At 39.3% G+C, this 15,515-nt stretch carries 17 protein-coding genes; 14 read left to right on the top strand and 3 right to left on the bottom strand.

The genetic code is table 11. The annotated features are described in order from the left end of the window. Window positions 1-102 precede the first annotated feature (102 nt). Entirely contained in the window at window positions 103-663 is a 561-nt protein-coding gene (locus EA341_RS13320; RefSeq protein WP_293015384.1) for a DUF2975 domain-containing protein, read from the top strand. Between the two features lie 3 nt (window positions 664-666). Then, window positions 667-891 (top strand): helix-turn-helix transcriptional regulator, encoded by a 225-nt coding sequence (locus EA341_RS13325; RefSeq protein ID WP_293015386.1) that lies wholly within the window; start codon window positions 667-669, stop codon window positions 889-891. A gap of 472 nt (window positions 892-1,363) precedes the next feature. On the opposite strand, the gene EA341_RS13330 is transcribed toward EA341_RS13325, so the two are convergent. Next, window positions 1,364-2,029: a flavodoxin reductase gene (locus EA341_RS13330; protein WP_293015388.1), complete on the bottom strand. Its 666-nt coding sequence runs from the start codon at window positions 2,027-2,029 to the stop codon at window positions 1,364-1,366. 304 nt (window positions 2,030-2,333) lie between these two features. Between EA341_RS13330 and EA341_RS13335 the strand changes: the two genes are divergently transcribed. The 6 genes from EA341_RS13335 (at window position 2,334) to EA341_RS13360 (ending at window position 6,910) form a co-directional block, all read left to right on the top strand. Continuing rightward, window positions 2,334-2,939, top strand: a complete 606-nt coding sequence (locus EA341_RS13335; protein ID WP_293015391.1) for a DUF2911 domain-containing protein — start codon at window positions 2,334-2,336, stop codon at window positions 2,937-2,939. Between the two features lie 93 nt (window positions 2,940-3,032). Continuing rightward, window positions 3,033-3,494 (top strand): SRPBCC domain-containing protein, encoded by a 462-nt coding sequence (locus EA341_RS13340; RefSeq protein WP_293015394.1) that lies wholly within the window; start codon window positions 3,033-3,035, stop codon window positions 3,492-3,494. A gap of 18 nt (window positions 3,495-3,512) precedes the next feature. After that, window positions 3,513-4,262 (top strand): hypothetical protein, encoded by a 750-nt coding sequence (locus EA341_RS13345; protein WP_293015397.1) that lies wholly within the window; start codon window positions 3,513-3,515, stop codon window positions 4,260-4,262. A gap of 68 nt (window positions 4,263-4,330) precedes the next feature. Further along, window positions 4,331-4,807: a DUF4199 domain-containing protein gene (locus EA341_RS13350; protein ID WP_293015399.1), complete on the top strand. Its 477-nt coding sequence runs from the start codon at window positions 4,331-4,333 to the stop codon at window positions 4,805-4,807. Window positions 4,808-4,903: 96 nt separating this feature from the next. Beyond that, window positions 4,904-6,370 (top strand): Gfo/Idh/MocA family oxidoreductase, encoded by a 1,467-nt coding sequence (locus EA341_RS13355; protein WP_293015401.1) that lies wholly within the window; start codon window positions 4,904-4,906, stop codon window positions 6,368-6,370. A gap of 141 nt (window positions 6,371-6,511) precedes the next feature. Then, a complete protein-coding gene (locus EA341_RS13360; RefSeq protein WP_293015404.1) occupies window positions 6,512-6,910 on the top strand; it encodes a VOC family protein in 399 nt (132 codons plus the stop codon). 92 nt (window positions 6,911-7,002) lie between these two features. On the opposite strand, the gene EA341_RS13365 is transcribed toward EA341_RS13360, so the two are convergent. Next, window positions 7,003-7,962: a YihY/virulence factor BrkB family protein gene (locus EA341_RS13365; RefSeq protein ID WP_293015406.1), complete on the bottom strand. Its 960-nt coding sequence runs from the start codon at window positions 7,960-7,962 to the stop codon at window positions 7,003-7,005. Window positions 7,963-8,336: 374 nt separating this feature from the next. Between EA341_RS13365 and hutG the strand changes: the two genes are divergently transcribed. The 6 genes from hutG (at window position 8,337) to EA341_RS13395 (ending at window position 15,027) form a co-directional block, all read left to right on the top strand. Beyond that, window positions 8,337-9,287, top strand: a complete 951-nt coding sequence (gene hutG, locus EA341_RS13370) for a formimidoylglutamase (RefSeq protein WP_293015408.1) — start codon at window positions 8,337-8,339, stop codon at window positions 9,285-9,287. Between the two features lie 87 nt (window positions 9,288-9,374). After that, window positions 9,375-10,034 carry a peptidoglycan recognition family protein gene (locus EA341_RS13375; protein WP_293015410.1) on the top strand — a complete coding sequence of 220 codons (660 nt, stop codon included), beginning with the start codon at window positions 9,375-9,377 and terminating at the stop codon, window positions 10,032-10,034. A gap of 25 nt (window positions 10,035-10,059) precedes the next feature. Further along, window positions 10,060-11,727, top strand: coding sequence for a family 10 glycosylhydrolase (locus tag EA341_RS13380; RefSeq protein WP_293015412.1), 1,668 nt, complete (start codon window positions 10,060-10,062; stop codon window positions 11,725-11,727). Next, on the top strand, window positions 11,724-12,206 hold the full coding sequence (locus EA341_RS13385) for a GNAT family N-acetyltransferase (RefSeq protein WP_293015415.1): 483 nt from the start codon (window positions 11,724-11,726) through the stop codon (window positions 12,204-12,206). Before EA341_RS13380 ends, EA341_RS13385 begins: the two co-directional genes overlap by 4 nt. After that, window positions 12,199-13,467, top strand: a complete 1,269-nt coding sequence (locus EA341_RS13390) for an MFS transporter (RefSeq protein ID WP_293015418.1) — start codon at window positions 12,199-12,201, stop codon at window positions 13,465-13,467. Before EA341_RS13385 ends, EA341_RS13390 begins: the two co-directional genes overlap by 8 nt. Before the next feature lie 33 nt (window positions 13,468-13,500). Beyond that, a complete protein-coding gene (locus tag EA341_RS13395) occupies window positions 13,501-15,027 on the top strand; it encodes a glycoside hydrolase family 3 protein (protein ID WP_293015421.1) in 1,527 nt (508 codons plus the stop codon). 30 nt (window positions 15,028-15,057) lie between these two features. Here the strand turns inward: EA341_RS13395 and EA341_RS13400 are convergent. Then, window positions 15,058-15,515 (bottom strand): DUF4136 domain-containing protein (locus EA341_RS13400; RefSeq protein WP_293015424.1); only part of this gene is annotated, 458 nt, incomplete at its 5' end.

Here is a 15,515-nt window from a genome sequence, read left to right on the forward strand (position 1 = left end):
ATATAGGGATTAGTAAAAAATATTTAATTATTAAATAATAAATATTTATTGTTTTTCAATAAATTTTTACTGATATTTGATTTATAATAAAAACCTAACACCATGAATTGGAAAGAAAGCTGGAAAAATAAATGGGAATCTCAGCCCATGCTGATGTTGATCACCATCGTGATCTGGTCGATCTTTATCGGACTTTGTATCAAGGGCGGAGCCATGCTCTTCACCTTTACTTTTAGCCTTTTCAAGCCCGAAGTAGCCAAGGATCTTTATGAGGGTTTGAACCTTCATGGACTTCTGACTCAACATTTCTGGAATTACATGGGTGTCATGTCATTTATTTTAGTGGTTGCCGGTCAAAAGGCCTACATGTTTTATTTGATGATCCGTGTTTTTCTTGCCATAGATCTGATACACCCCTTCAGTAAAGAAGTTTCCAAACTGATTACAGAAATAGGTCAAATGGCTATTCAAATTGGTGTAATCATTATCATAGCTTCAGCTTATTTTGCTTGGTTGACAAAAAGAGGTTTCGATATCCCTACACTTGGCGGATATTTAGGAGGGGCCTTTGAGTATCTTTTGATGGGTGCTTTGATTTATGCCATTGCTCAAGTATTCAAAAGAGGAGTAGCTATTCAATCTGAAAATGAATTAACCATCTGAGCCATGCCTATAATAGTCAATTTGGATGTGATGATGGCCAAACGCAAAATGTCTCTCAACGAGCTTTCGGATAAAGTGGACATTACGCTTTCCAATCTTTCCATCCTCAAAACCGGAAAAGCAAAAGCTGTCCGTTTTAGCACTCTGGAAGCGATTTGCAAAGCACTAGACTGTCAGCCAGGAGATATTTTGGAATTTGTGAAAGATAAAAAAGAGGCTGTCTTATAAGTCGTTGTTCAAATTCAATGTCCAAGGCAGGGAAATCGCTTTTACCTCAAAACCCTTCAAGGGTTCTTTAAAAATAGATTATGACTGATTGAGTTATTGTATTTGTTTCTAATAGATTAACCCTTGAAGGGTTTCCTCCCTTTAGGATTGTTAAACGCGATTTCTCTGGTGTCCAAAGAAAGTATCGTGTTTAAAATTAAGCCCTTTATGACTTTGTATCTAAAATCACTTAATAATGTCACAAAGTCTCCAAGACTCAAAGCTTAGCCAATTCAAACACCAAATAAGATTTGGATATAATTTGATGGAGATGACTTATAAGACAGCCTCTATATTTTTTCTTGCTATTACTTGAATTAGCTTTTGTGAAAAAATAAAACAGGATTCCCAAATATCAATTAATATCAAAATGTCTATCAGTATCAAAAATCTGAATATATCTTTCACAAAAGCCTTTTTCTTATAATTAATTCTACTCCTCAAAAGTAATCCCATCAGGGTTAGCTCCCAGGTGTTTGAGGATTTCACTGACTCCCTCCACCATAGGCTGAGGTCCACAGACATAAAACTCTTGTGAAAAATCTGCTACTTTTTCCTTCAAAAACTCCATATTCACCCGCCCATAGGCATGATCATCCAACCTTTCCTTATCCAGAATTGAAATGAAATTCTCTCCCAATAGATCATAAAAATATGACTCCATAACCACATCTTTCCCTGTTTTGTTTGCAAAGATTAGTGTATTGCCTTCAATCTCACCTTTGGCCTCAAGGGCCTTAAAAATACTGATAAAAGGAGTAATCCCTGCTCCTCCAGCTATGAAAACTCCTTTGCCCTTGTACTGAATGGCGCCCCAGGCATCGTCAAGAATCAATTCGTCTCCTTCCACCAAATCTTCTATCTGTTTGGTGACCCCTTCGTGATCCCTGTAAAATTTGATTACAAATTCAAGGTAATCATCCTGAGGAAGTGAAGTGAAAGTAAAGGGACGTTTTTCATCTTTCCAGCCTTCCTTATTGATTGCTACTTCTGTGGCTTGTCCTGGCATAAAATCATAGCCTTCTGGTTTTTCGGTCTTAAACCTCTTGACATCATGTGTCAAGGAAAGAATATCTGTGATTTTTACTGTATATGGCATAAAATTTAGGTTTGTTGTAATTATATAAACAATTAGAAATACTATTGTTCAATTTAACAAATTCAAATCCAAATTCCAGATTGAGATGAGTAAACACTGAAATTAAGTAACAACACCCTGCTCTAGCCTTTTATAAAAATTCTGATTTCAAAGTCCAATTGAAAGGAAAGGAGGATTATTTTTTAAGATATAATGACACTTTCTTATTTCGCAAAATGAAAAACAGGCATATCTAAACAAGAAATCCATTATGTGGTTGTACATTCGTTTAATAGATTAACCCATTTACAAAACAAAATCATTTATGAAAACAATTAAATTCTTTATTGCCTCTTTTGCAGTGCTATTCTTTTTTGCCAGCACAGAAAGAGCGTCTGCCCAGCTTCAGGCACCAACGCCTAGCCCTGCTGCTACAGTATCTCAAGTAGTAGGTTTCACAAAAATCAACATTGACTATTCCTCTCCTGCTGTTAAGGGTAGAAAAGTTTTCGGAGAATTGGAAAAGTATGGTACTCCATGGAGAGCTGGAGCAAATGCTGCTACAATTATTGAGTTTTCTACCCCAGTGAATATTGGTGGTACAAACCTAAGACCAGGGAAATATTCCATCTTTATCACGCCTAATGAATCGGGTGATTGGACCTTTCACTTCAACTCCAAAGGCAATTCGGTTTTTGCTTATATGAAAGATGGTAAAATCGATATGGATGCCTTGGGCAAAGACCTAGCAGTATCTGTAAATACCACACCTGAAAAGCTGGACAAAACCAAAGAACGTCTTCAGTATTACATTTCAGCAGAAGACAACAAAGTCGCTAAAGTGAGTATGGCTTGGGAAAATGTAAAAGTTTCCTTTATGGTCGATACCCAGGTAGATCAGAAAATGGAATCCTTTAAAGGAGCATTTTAAGTTTAACTTATTTCTTTTTTAAAAAGGGTGTTCGCAAGGGCTCCCTTTTTTCTTTGCCCTATCTTTGATTAACTTAAGCAAAAAACCAAAGATATGGACAAGCTTATCATCTCCACTGCTTTACAGATGGCGGCCAAACCTAATAGGGTATTCCAAGCCATTATCAATCCTGAAATGATGAAAAATTATTTCATATCCAGTGGAACAGCTATCATGAAAGAGGGAGAAACGGTTTTTTGGGAATTTCCGGAGTTTAAAGGAAGCTTTCCTGTAAGGGTGAAAGAAGTTATAGAAAATACTGCAATCAACTTTGAATGGGATGGAGATCAAGGACCTCTTCAGGTTAAAATACTGTTGGAACCAACAGATGATGGTGAATCAACGATAGTTTATACTGAGGAATATGAGATGGAAAACACTCCTGAAGGCATCAAATGGCTGAAAGGCAATACTGCCGGATGGGCCAATTTCTTAGCATGCCTCAAAGCTTATCTGGAATTTGGGATCAACCTGAGGAAAGGTGGATTTGAATTTATGAAAAAACCTGGCCAGTAAGCTTCAAAACCTTGGATTATGCCTATTAAGAATCTCAGAAGATATATTTCCAAAAGAATTGTCCAATCCGAAATTCCGATTTTGGTCTATGTAGTGATTTTAGGCAGCATGGCAGTACTTTGGTGGTGGAGGAGGTATAACGAGGACTTAGCCATGAATTTTTTCGCAGAGCTTTTCGGAGCGGCATTTACCCTTTTTATCATAGATGTATTGTTGGTACGGTCCAAAACCAGCAGGTGGAAAACTGTCAGGGAAGACATCAATTACCTCATAGCGCGATCAGTAAACAGACTTAGAGATGGAATATCAATCAGAGCTTTTATGTTTGACCCGGAGCTTAGAGAAGGATTGAGTCAAAAAGAGGCACAAGAACAAATTCGGGAAAAACGTACAGCTCTTCTTCTCAAGATAGAGTCTCTTTCAGATAATGAAATTCTCAGTACTTTCAATGAAAAAGAATTGTTTACAGAATCAAGCTATGAGTATTTTCATGAAAAAGCAGATGAAGTCTGGAGGATACTCAACATCAGGTATGCAGACTACCTTCATCCGGACTTGGTATCACTGCTGCTTGATCTGCATATTGAGCTCAAGGATCTCGATGGACATATCCGCCAATACCTGAAATCAAAAAGATTTCCTAAAGATGCCAGTTTTTATCAAGGTCTTGGCAAAAAAGGGGCAGCTTACAACCTTTCCAGGATCATCAGACTACTGAACAGACTAAAGCAAGCAGGATATTCCGAAATAGCGGATACTTCAAAATAACACTGCTCCTTTCTCTTGGGTGTTTTACAGTGTTTTTCCATAAATTCATTGAAAAATCACCCAAGTCTATGAAAAATCTAAAAACAGAAATCAAATGGGCCCTCATTTTTGTGGCCATGCAACTTACTTGGTTTGTTCTTGAAAAGCTGACCGGACTTCATGGGGAAAATATAGACCAGCATTATATATTCACCAACTTTGTAGCCGTTTTTGCCTTTGTAGTTTATGCCTTGGCCTTTTTGGACAAAAGAAAAAATGATCTTGGTGGGAAAATGACTTATTGGCAAGGTTTAAAAACCGGACTTTGGATCAGTCTGTTTGTCACCATTTTAACGCCCCTTACTCAATATCTGGTATCTTATTGGATTAGTCCTGAATATTTCCCCAACATGATCGCCCACAGTGTAGAAAAGGGCGAAATGAACCAGGAAGAGGCCGAAGCTTACTTCAATTTCGAAAATTATTTATTCCAAAGTGTAGTATTTGCTCCTATAGCTGGAATAGTCACTTCTACAATTGTTGCCATTTTCACAAGAAAGAAATAAGGTCCATTTGCTAAATTCTTTGGAAAGAAAGAAAATAAAATAAACATAAAAGTTTAACTTGGTTAATCGAAAATTTTCAATAACCCTTAACCTATTATGAAACCTCCTCAAAAACTGAGTAATGGCCAAACCAGAAGAGATTTTATCAAAAATGCTGCTTTGGCATCTTCCATATTTATTGTACCAAGACACGTTCTCGGTGGCGTAGGATTCACAGCGCCATCAGACCAACTCAACCTCGCAGCCATAGGTGCCGGAGGAAAAGGTATTTCAGACATCAAAAATGCATCAGTCAATGGCCGTGAAAAAGTCATTGCCTTGTGTGATGTCGACTTTTCAGGCTCAGCCAAACAATCCGTAGAAAATTTTCCTGACGCAAAACTTTTTGCCGATTACAGGGAAATGCTGGACAAAATGAAAGACATAGACGCTGTCACCATTTCCACACCGGATCACGTGCATGGTCCTGCTGCCAAGTACGCAATGGAAAGGGGCAAGCATGTCTATGTCCAAAAACCACTGACCCATAATATCCGAGAATCCAGGCTATTGACCCAGATGGCTCGGGATCAAAAAGTGGTTACTCAGATGGGAAATCAGGGTGCATCCAACCCGCTCTTGGATATGGTTCAAAAATGGGTTGATTCGGGTAAAATGGGAAAAATCTCCAAAGTTCAAGTCTGGACTAACCGTCCTGTTTGGCCTCAAGGCTTTGCCTTTCCACAACCAGAACCTGCCAAAAAACCGGATGAACTTCATTGGGATCTTTGGTTAGGCCCTGCACCTGAAATTGCATACACCCCCAATTTGCACCCTTTCAATTGGAGAGGATGGTGGGACTATGGTACCGGTGCCTTAGGGGATGTAGGCTGCCACCTTATCGATATTCCATTCAGGACTTTAGGACTTCATTATCCCAAAAGTGCAGAATGCAGCGTAGGAACAGTATTTTCAAGAATGTGGACACCGGATTACAATCCAGAGGGTGCTCCTGCTTCTTCCTTCATCACTTTACACTTTGATGCTACGGACAAGAGTCAGTCACCCATTGAAATGACCTGGAGTGATGGAGGGATTCGCCCTTCCCACCCAGACATTATTCCTGCTGACCATGATATTGGAGGTGCTAATTCAGCCAATGGCGTATTGATTATAGGGGAAAAAGGAATTATTTCAACCAATATCAATGATAGTTCACCCTTGATGCCTAAACTCTATTTAAATGACGGTACCCAAGAATTCGGTCCGGATTCAGAACCTAATGAGGAACCGGAATATGGTCATCAAAGAAAATGGGTGGATGCCATCAAAGCTGGATTTGGAAGTAAGGAGCACAAAGAATTGACCTCCTCATTTGATTACGCTGGTCCAATGACAGAAACTGTGTTGATGGGTAATTTGGCCATTAGAAGCTACATGCTGAGAAAGGAAAACAGCAAAGGTCAAATGGAATTTTATGGCAGAAGAAAACTTTTGTGGGATGGAGACAATATGCAGATTACCAACCTTGAAGATGCGAATCAATTTGTAGGCAGAGAGTATCGCCCTGGTTTTGAAGTATAAACAATTTTATTTTAATCAATTTTCAAAAGGCCTGAAAACTATAAATTTTCAGGCCTTTTGAAATTGAATATCCCATTCCCAAAATATTTCTGTCTGTATATCCGGTTTACAATTTGATCTTAGATAAAAACCTAATCAATTATGACACTAGAACATGTAGCACTATGGACAGAAAATCTAAATGGTCTCAAAGACTATTACTGCAATTTTTTCAAAGGAAATGCAAATGAACTATACAGGAATCTAAAAACAGGTTTTGAAAGTTATTTCATCTCTTTTGATAGCGGCGCAAGGCTTGAGATCATGCAAAGACCTGGAATTCCTGCCAATCTCAATGATAGAAAAACAAAACAACACATTGGGCTTATTCACCTGGCATTCGGAATGGAAAGCAAAGAGGCTGTAGACCAAATGGCCCAAAAATTATCTTCAAATGGATTTGAAATTTTGAGAGGTCCGAGAACCACAGGAGATGGGTACTATGAATTCGAAACCTTAGATCCTGATGGAAACAGAATAGAAGTGATTTTTAAAAATTAACTCTGAATCCAGGTACGTTAAAATTGATTCATTAGGAGCAGAAAAATGAAGTTTTACTTTTATTGAGTTTTATTACGGCTTCGTGGCAATAATTAATTGGCCGAAAGTGCCTCCTCACCTTCATTATCGCTACCCTTCTCAATAATCCGCTCCTTTTCCTCTACTACCATCGCATACGCTTCGGGATGCACCTTTAGCTCGTATTTTTCAGCGTAAACCCTACAAAATGCAGCTCCATAATAAAGGATCAAACAAGAATAGGAAACCCACAGGAGCATCAGCACCACAGATCCCGCGGCTCCATATATAGATCCTGGATCTGCTTTTACAAAATAAAAACTGAGCGCGATTTTCCCTAAATTAAACAATAAGGCAGTAAGAAAACCACCCAACCATACAGAACTCCAGCGGATTTTCATGTCCGGCATAAATTTAAAAATGGCAACAAACAAAAACCCTATAATCAATGTGGAAATGACAAACTCCATAAACTGGGCAAATAAAAGATAAGCTGGTTGCCAGAAATTGGACAGATAACCCATAAAAAGATTCAATGCTGAAGACACAACAAAACTCACAATCAAAAGGAAAGAAATCGCCATCACAAAGGCCAAACTCAATGCCCTGTCCTTGAGTATTTTCCAATAACTTGCCTCTGGATCAATTTTCACGTTCCAAATCTCGTTCATGGAGATCTGGAGTTGGTAAAAAACTCCCGTTGCACCAAAAATCAAAACGGCGATACCAATGATGGTAGCAAAAACAGTTCTGTCATCATTTTGGGAATTTTCAAAAATAGCGACCACTGACTCTGCAGCAGGTATTCCTATAGCTTCTGAAATTTGTTCTGTAATCTCACCCTCCACAATCTCCGTTCCCCAAAAGGCCCCAACAGAATTGATAATAATCACCAATAATCCAGGTAAAGACAATACTGCATAGTAAGCCACCACAGCGCCTAGTCGCCAAGGATTATTTGCATTCCAGATTTTGGCAGCATCCCATAAGAGTTTTGGGAAATCTCTGATTCTAAATTTACTTTCTTTGCGCATACTGAAATGGGAATGCCATCCGCTGATATTTTACCCAAACAGGAAAAGTGACGGAACGAAATATCCCTACACAGTAATCGTGCCTACAATACAGATTTCTGGACCTTAAACCAGCAAGTAAATCTATTGATATTGAATCATTATATATATTCAGCACAATAAATCTTGTCAAACCTTTTTTAAATCAATTGATAATACCAAATCATAAAACTTATCATACTCAAAAACCCTCACTGAAACATGCTTACAATCAATCTCTCAAGATATCTTGAATAAGGTTTCTTTAAATCACACTTCAGAATGGTTAAAGCATCACGATTTTAAAAAATAAGTATCCAATGCTTACTATCTTTAAATTTTAAAATTCGAATCACATGACATATCTATCTCCTACTGACAAATCTGTCTGGAATGGCAGGCCCTCCCAATCGCAAGACTATTGGTATCAGGCCATTTCATTTGAACTAGATAATGAAGGAAAACAGGTTGCCTTATTAGGTTACTGCGGAGATGAGGGAGTCAAGCGCAATCTTGGAAGACCTGGAGCAGCAGAGGGGCCTGACCATATCAGAAAGATGATGGCTCCAATGGCCTATCATTTACCCAAGGAGCTAAAAATCATTGATTTGGGGAATATTGTGACTGAAAATACGGATATGGAATCCAGTCATGACATGATTACCAAGCAGGTTGAGGGATTATTACAAAGACGGGTGTTCCCAATACTATTTGGTGGCGGGCACGATCTGGCTCTGGCACATGGAAGAGGAATTTTGAATTACCTGAAAAGCAAAAATGAAAGGCTGGGCATCATCAACTTAGACGCACATTTTGACCTAAGGCCTAAAATAGACGGTAAAGGACATTCAGGTTCTCCATTTCAGCAACTTTACGAAGAATTCCCTGACAACTTCCATTATCTCTGTTTGGGCATTCAAAAAGCTGCCAATCCTCCTAGTTTATTTGATTTGGCCAAGTCTACCAAATCGCAATGGCTGGATATGGAAGAATTCAGGCTGGACAATTGGACCTATATCGCAGAAGTATTACAGACATTTTACAAAAACGTGAATAAAATATACCTGAGCATTGATCTTGACGGTTTTTCTTCAGCTTTCGCTCCGGGAGTAAGCGCACCTTCACCTATGGGTTTTTCACCTGAATTGGCATTCAAGGTACTGGACTGGCTTGCACTATCAGGAAAATTGGTCAGCGTAGATATCGTGGAGCTAAACCCGAAATATGATAAAGACATGCAAACCGCCAGATTAGCCGCCCGATGTGCAGAGTTTTTATTGAGAAAAATATTCCGCAAGCAATCATAAAATTTATGTAGTTCATGCTTAGAGGTATAAACTGGCGAATCCAATAAATTGCCTTAATTTAGCTTTCAATATCCAAGCTCATTAAACATGATCATAAGACTGCTTTTTTTGTTGGTAATAACAAGTGCCACTTCCACTTTTGAAGTCCTAAGTCAAACGTTCAGGATCTTCGAAAAACCCATCATCTTCAATGAAGAAAGGGAGCAGCTCTCTTTGGAATATCTCGAAAAAAGGCATGGAATTGTACAGGAAAAAGCCGTCATTGAACCAAAGATGGTAGTAGTCCACTGGACTGCAGTACCTAGCCTAGAGGCCACTTTCGATGTGTTCAATCCAGTACAATTGGGAGGAAGGCCGGAATTGACGACGGCCAGTAACCTGAATGTTTCAGCACATTTTTTGGTGGACAGGGATGGAACCATTTTCAGACTTCTGCCTGACACAACCTTTGCAAGGCATACCATAGGGCTCAATTATATGGCAATAGGGATTGAAAATATAGGAGGACCTGAGGCTCCTTTGACAAAAAAACAACTCAATGCCAACGCAGATTTGATCAGATACCTGAATAAAAAATATAACATCCAATACGTGATAGGCCACCACGAATATTATGACTTCCAAGGTTCCGATCTCTGGAAAGAGACTGACCCTGATTACCTTACCAGCAAACAAGATCCAGGTGATAAATTTATGAAAAGACTAAGGAATAAGCTTGCAGATTTCAACTTCAAATACAAACCTTGACCCAAAGATTTCACCAGCACTTACTATGAATAAATACCATTTCCAAGCATTCCTGATCTTATTCTTCCTGGCTTTACAAGCCTGTAAAACCTCACAGCATACAGCTTCTACTCCTTCAGGAAATAGAAATATAAGTACTCCTGCCCCGACAAATTCGAAAGGATATCCTGAAAGAACCGTAAATGCTTTGCCCTCACCAGAATTTTACAAAGTATTGGATATGGAAATCACACCCAGCCCAAGAGAATTCAGGGCAGTATGGATCGCCACAGTGGCCAATATAGATTGGCCAAGCGCTGGACACATCCCATTTGAAAGACAAAAGAAAGAATTCACTGACCTACTTGATTACTACCAAAAACTGAACTTCAATGCGGTAATTGTACAGATCAGAACCTCAGGAGATGCATTTTACCCTTCCAAATACGCTCCTTGGTCAAGATACCTTACAGGTAAAGAAGGGCAAAAACCCAATACTACGGAAGACCCTCTTTCCTGGATGATTCTAGAGGCTCACCGAAGAGGCTTAGAATTCCATGCTTGGATGAATCCCTATCGGGCAACCATGAACTCAGATACAAAAATTCTTAGCCCCGAACATGATTTTTTCAAACATAAAGACTGGATGATCAAGTATGACACCAAGTATTATTACAATCCGGGCTTACCCGAAGTCCGCCAACACCTAGTCAGGATCATTCAAGAAGTTGTAAAAAACTATAACATTGACGCCATTCACTTTGACGATTATTTCTATCCATATAAGGTCGCCAAACTGGAATTTGCAGATGTGGCTACTTACAAAAAATACAGTAAACCTGGTCAAAAGCAAGATGATTGGAGAAGGGAAAATGTAAGCCTTTTGGTAAAAGAAGTCAATGATGCAATCAAAACGGAAAAGCCTTGGGTGCAATTTGGTATCAGTCCTTTTGGGGTTTGGAGGAATAAAGACAAGGACCCAAATGGCTCAAATACCCGCGCAGGGCAGACCAATTTCGATGATTTATATGCAGATGTCATAACATGGATGAAAAACGGTTGGATCGATTATCTTATACCTCAATTATACTGGAGCATGGACTACAATTTGGCTTCATACAGGGAATTGGTAAACTGGTGGTCAAAAAACAGCTACAATACCAAAATCTACATCGGAAATGGACCTTACAAAATCAGAGACAATGCTGACAAAGCCTGGGATAATCCAATGGAGATTCCCAATCAAATAGGACTTTCCAAGATCACCCCCAATATTTCCGGGAATGCCTATTTCAGTGCCAAATCCATGTACACCAAAAACAGGGATGTGGCAGAATTACTCCACAGGAACCATTACCAAACTCCTGTTCTCACTCCTGATGTACTGCCAGTAACTTTCCAGCCTCAGTTTTCAAAAAAAATTGAACTGGTACCTCATAGTGATGGTTTTGCTTTCCAATTTTCTCAGCCTTTGGATCCTGACTACAGGTATGCCTTGATCTACACCTCGCCGACGCTAAAAGATATACAGCTGAAAAATGAAAAGACAGTGGTTCAGAAAGTTTACCTTGACGACACCAACAGGATATTAATCCCTGTACTTAGTCCTACGAATCAAAAATATGTCATCGTCAGCTTTATTGACAGGTTTGGGAAAGAAAGCAAACCAAGGGCATTTGAAATCCAAACCAGAAACCTGACCCAGTCAAGATGAAAGATATGCTTGTCCGCTTGACGGAACTTCCTGACATCAGCCTTGAAGAAAAGCGCTTGACTGATGAAAAAATCATTATTAGAAGACCTATAGCACCTGAAAAATCTATTATCTGTGATTGGGTAATGGAACATTTTGGTCTATACTGGAAAAACGAGACTGATGTAGCATTCTCCCAAAATCCGATCAATTGTTACATTGCCCAAAGAGAAGGCGAAATTCTGGGGTTTGCCTGCTATGAGGTGACAGCAAAGAACTTTTTTGGTCCTACTGGCACCAAAGATGGGTGGAGAGGAAAAGGTATAGGGAAGGTACTCTTGATCAAAAGCCTGATGGCATTGAAGGAAATGGGATATGCTTATGCCATAATTGGAGGTGTAGGACCGGCAGAATTTTACAAAAATACTGTTAAGGCTGTGGAAATTGAAGGGTCAGAAATCAGTATTTACCAAAATATGATCCGAAAAAAACATGAGTAAGCCTATCAAAAATAACCCTTGGTATTGGGTACCTCCCCTTTACCTAACAGAGGGAATGCCATATGTGTTGATCATTACTGTTTCAGTGATCATGTACAAGAACTTGGGAGTTTCCAATGCAGATATTGGTCTATATACCAGCTTTCTCTACTTGCCATGGGTTATCAAACCGTTTTGGAGTCCCATGGTCGATCTTTACAGTACAAAAAGGAAGTGGTTTCTTTGGATGCAGCTGGTGTTGTCTCTAGCTTTCCTTGGTGTGGGCTTGTCTTTGCCTACCAGCCAGTTTTTTGTAATCAGTTTGGCCTTTTTCTGGCTGGCTTCCTTTGCATCAGCTACCAATGATATTGCTTCAGATGGATATTATCTTTTGGCATTGAAAGAAGAACAGCAATCCTTTTTCATAGGGCTTAGAAGCACTTTCTACAGAGTAGCCATGGTAACAGGTCAGGGCCTATTCGTAATTGTTGCGGGATACTTGGAAGTCAAATTCGGTGACAATACCAAGGCTTGGTCACTGACCATGGTTATGATTGCCGGACTAATGTTTATACTGACATTGATAAACCTCCTGACAACTCCAAATGTAGAAAAAGCCAAGGACTATGTAAAGGCCGAATCACTGACTTTTTGGAAGGTATTTGAAAGCTTTTTTACGAAAAAAGAAATATGGATCGCCTTGGCTTTTGTTCTCTTGTACAGGCTTGGAGAATCACAATTGGTAAAAATGGCCTCTCCATTTTTGTTAGATGCCAGGGAAGCCGGAGGACTTGATCTCAGCACTTCAGAAGTAGGACTGATTTATGGAACATTTGGGATTATTGCCTTAAGCATAGGGGGTATAGTTGGTGGGATTGTAATTTCAAGAGATGGGTTGGGAAAGTGGATGTTGCCTATGATTTTGGCTTTGAACGTACCTAATGTTTTCTACTATTTTCTGGCCTACTTCCAACCTGAATCTGCATTTTTTGCCGCTGTGGTGGTCATCATAGAACAACTGGGTTATGGCTTTGGCTTTTCAGCCTTTATGATGTATTTGATATATGTTTCTGAGGGGCCTTCCAAAACCTCACATTATGCCATCGCCACCGGATTTATGGCCTTTGGCATGATGGTGCCTGGAATGATTTCCGGGTTTATCCAAGAATGGCTCGGGTATGATGGCTTCTTTCTGTGGGTTGTAGCTGCTGCAATTCCTGGAATCTTGATGGTCAAATATATCAAGTACCCTTACCATTATGGTAAAAAACGAATAAATTAAATCCATTATTTTCCGAAGAACTGAAAGATCTCTATGACCATAAAAGAAAAAATCGGCCAACTGTTTTCACCAGCTGCATTCATCCATGATACTGAAGAAAATATTCAGGCGATGGAAAAACTCATCGCAGAACATCATATCGGAGGTTTGACATTTTTCCACAGCAGGCATTCAGCTGCAGCTAATTTTGAAAAAAGACAGGAAAAACTCAGTTATGAAAACACACTAGAAAAACTCATTGAACAGATCAACCGATACCAATTGGTCACAAAAATCCCTTTGATCATCAGCATCGATGCGGAGTTTGGCTTGGCGATGCGGATAGAAAATACACCACAGTACCCATACGCTATCAGCCTAGGTGCAATGGATATTTCTGAAAAAGACTTGGTATATGAAGTCGGCAAAAGGATAGCTAAAGACCTGAAAGCAGCAGGCATTCATCTCAATTTTGCTCCTGTGGCAGATATCAATACCAATCCAAACAACCCTGTAATAGGCTACAGATCATTTGGCAGAGACAAAGAAAAAGTCAATGCTTTTGCCTGGCAAATGTACAAAGCCCATATAGATCAGGAAGTAGGAGCTTGTTACAAGCACTTTCCGGGACACGGGGATACAGACGTGGACTCACATTTAGGAATTCCCATTTTACAAAAAACCAAAAAGGATTTGGAGAAAGAAGAGCTTTTTCCATTTGCGAAAGCAATAGCGGAAGGTTTAGATATGATCATGGTCGGTCATCTTGCCGTACCTGCATTGACAGATGGCAAAGAAATCCCAGCATCTATCTGCAAAGAGATAATCACTGGGCTACTCAAGGAAGAAATGAAATTCGAAGGTCTTGTAGTTTCCGACGCCCTCAACATGAAGAGTGTGGCTGATAATTTCCCACATCCCGGTCAACTGGAATACGAAGCTTTCATGGCTGGAAATGATATTTTGTGTTTTTCTGAGCATGTAAAAGAGGGAATTGAATGGATCGAGAAAAATGCACCTGAAGAAATGATTCATGAGAGTTTCAGTAAAATCATGAATTGGAAAGAGAAATATAAAGTACTGGAAATAAAAAAGATAAAAGTCCCATATTTTGACTGGGGAGCACATACTGAGCTTCAGGAAAGATTAGCTTCTAAATACCTGACTGAAATAAGCCCTTTAAAAGAACAATTGATCTTGGAAAAATGTGTTAAAGTAAGTTTCAATGCTCCCGAAACCAATCATTTTTTCAAAGGCCTGAATGAAGTAATTCTAGGCCCAGAGCATAATTTACAAAACCTAGACGAGGCTTTTGAGGAATTAGAAGAGCATGATTGGGTACTTGCTTCTGTATTCGTCCCGTCCGCCAAACCTGTACATCATTTTGGATTAAATTTGGATCATGTAGAAAAACTGGTTCGCTTGAGTAGTGTCAAAAAAGTGTATTTATACTTGTTTGGAAACCCGCTGGCAATGCAGGAATTTTCAGATCTAAAACACTTTATGGGTATCATAGGTGCTTATCAGCAATTTGAGGAAACCCAAAAGGTTGCGGCCCTACATTTTAGAGGGGAACTATAAACGCAAGGCCGCTGGGATTAATCAACCGAATTAATTCTTTGTAAGTACCTTGAATTGATCCATTACCCTATAGGTGGCTTTGGTCAGCTCGGTATTGATTTCCGGAGACATAAAGTCGAAGTCTGCCGCAGTGTATCCCTGCCAAATGGTACTTCCTCGTTTATTGTCAATCACATAGATGACCAGCATTCCAGTGTTCTGTTTGTACCTGACACTGTTGTAATTTTCATCTCTTTCGCGATTTTCCCTTTCGTTTTCTTCAGCTACTTCTATTTGAGAGGTTCTTCTGGATAACCAATAATCAAAATTTGGCTGTTCGTAACCTCTATACTTGATGGAGTCTCTGAATATTTTATAGTTAATCAATAAATCTGGAGTTTCATCCTGAACCCTGAAGCCTTGGGCATCCAGTCTATTACTGATAGTGTTTTCTATGGTATTGTGGAAAAAGGTAGTGTCCGGAAAAGGGTTTGCAACAAAACTAAAAG

Origin of the sequence: Mongoliibacter sp., assembly GCF_007692705.1 — a bacterium.
Classification (GTDB): domain Bacteria; phylum Bacteroidota; class Bacteroidia; order Cytophagales; family Cyclobacteriaceae; genus Mongoliibacter.

Excerpts from the sequence above, each read along its gene's own strand:
- EA341_RS13320 (WP_293015384.1), top strand. The coding sequence starts at position 103 with ATGAATTGGAAAGAAAGCTGGAAAAATAAATGGGAATCTCAGCCCATG.
- EA341_RS13325 (WP_293015386.1), top strand. The coding sequence starts at position 667 with ATGCCTATAATAGTCAATTTGGATGTGATGATGGCCAAACGCAAAATG.
- EA341_RS13330 (WP_293015388.1), bottom strand. The coding sequence starts at position 2,029 with ATGCCATATACAGTAAAAATCACAGATATTCTTTCCTTGACACATGAT.
- EA341_RS13335 (WP_293015391.1), top strand. The coding sequence starts at position 2,334 with ATGAAAACAATTAAATTCTTTATTGCCTCTTTTGCAGTGCTATTCTTT.
- EA341_RS13340 (WP_293015394.1), top strand. The coding sequence starts at position 3,033 with ATGGACAAGCTTATCATCTCCACTGCTTTACAGATGGCGGCCAAACCT.
- EA341_RS13345 (WP_293015397.1), top strand. The coding sequence starts at position 3,513 with ATGCCTATTAAGAATCTCAGAAGATATATTTCCAAAAGAATTGTCCAA.
- EA341_RS13350 (WP_293015399.1), top strand. The coding sequence starts at position 4,331 with ATGAAAAATCTAAAAACAGAAATCAAATGGGCCCTCATTTTTGTGGCC.
- EA341_RS13355 (WP_293015401.1), top strand. The coding sequence starts at position 4,904 with ATGAAACCTCCTCAAAAACTGAGTAATGGCCAAACCAGAAGAGATTTT.
- EA341_RS13360 (WP_293015404.1), top strand. The coding sequence starts at position 6,512 with ATGACACTAGAACATGTAGCACTATGGACAGAAAATCTAAATGGTCTC.
- EA341_RS13365 (WP_293015406.1), bottom strand. The coding sequence starts at position 7,962 with ATGCGCAAAGAAAGTAAATTTAGAATCAGAGATTTCCCAAAACTCTTA.
- hutG (WP_293015408.1), top strand. The coding sequence starts at position 8,337 with ATGACATATCTATCTCCTACTGACAAATCTGTCTGGAATGGCAGGCCC.
- EA341_RS13375 (WP_293015410.1), top strand. The coding sequence starts at position 9,375 with ATGATCATAAGACTGCTTTTTTTGTTGGTAATAACAAGTGCCACTTCC.
- EA341_RS13380 (WP_293015412.1), top strand. The coding sequence starts at position 10,060 with ATGAATAAATACCATTTCCAAGCATTCCTGATCTTATTCTTCCTGGCT.
- EA341_RS13385 (WP_293015415.1), top strand. The coding sequence starts at position 11,724 with ATGAAAGATATGCTTGTCCGCTTGACGGAACTTCCTGACATCAGCCTT.
- EA341_RS13390 (WP_293015418.1), top strand. The coding sequence starts at position 12,199 with ATGAGTAAGCCTATCAAAAATAACCCTTGGTATTGGGTACCTCCCCTT.
- EA341_RS13395 (WP_293015421.1), top strand. The coding sequence starts at position 13,501 with ATGACCATAAAAGAAAAAATCGGCCAACTGTTTTCACCAGCTGCATTC.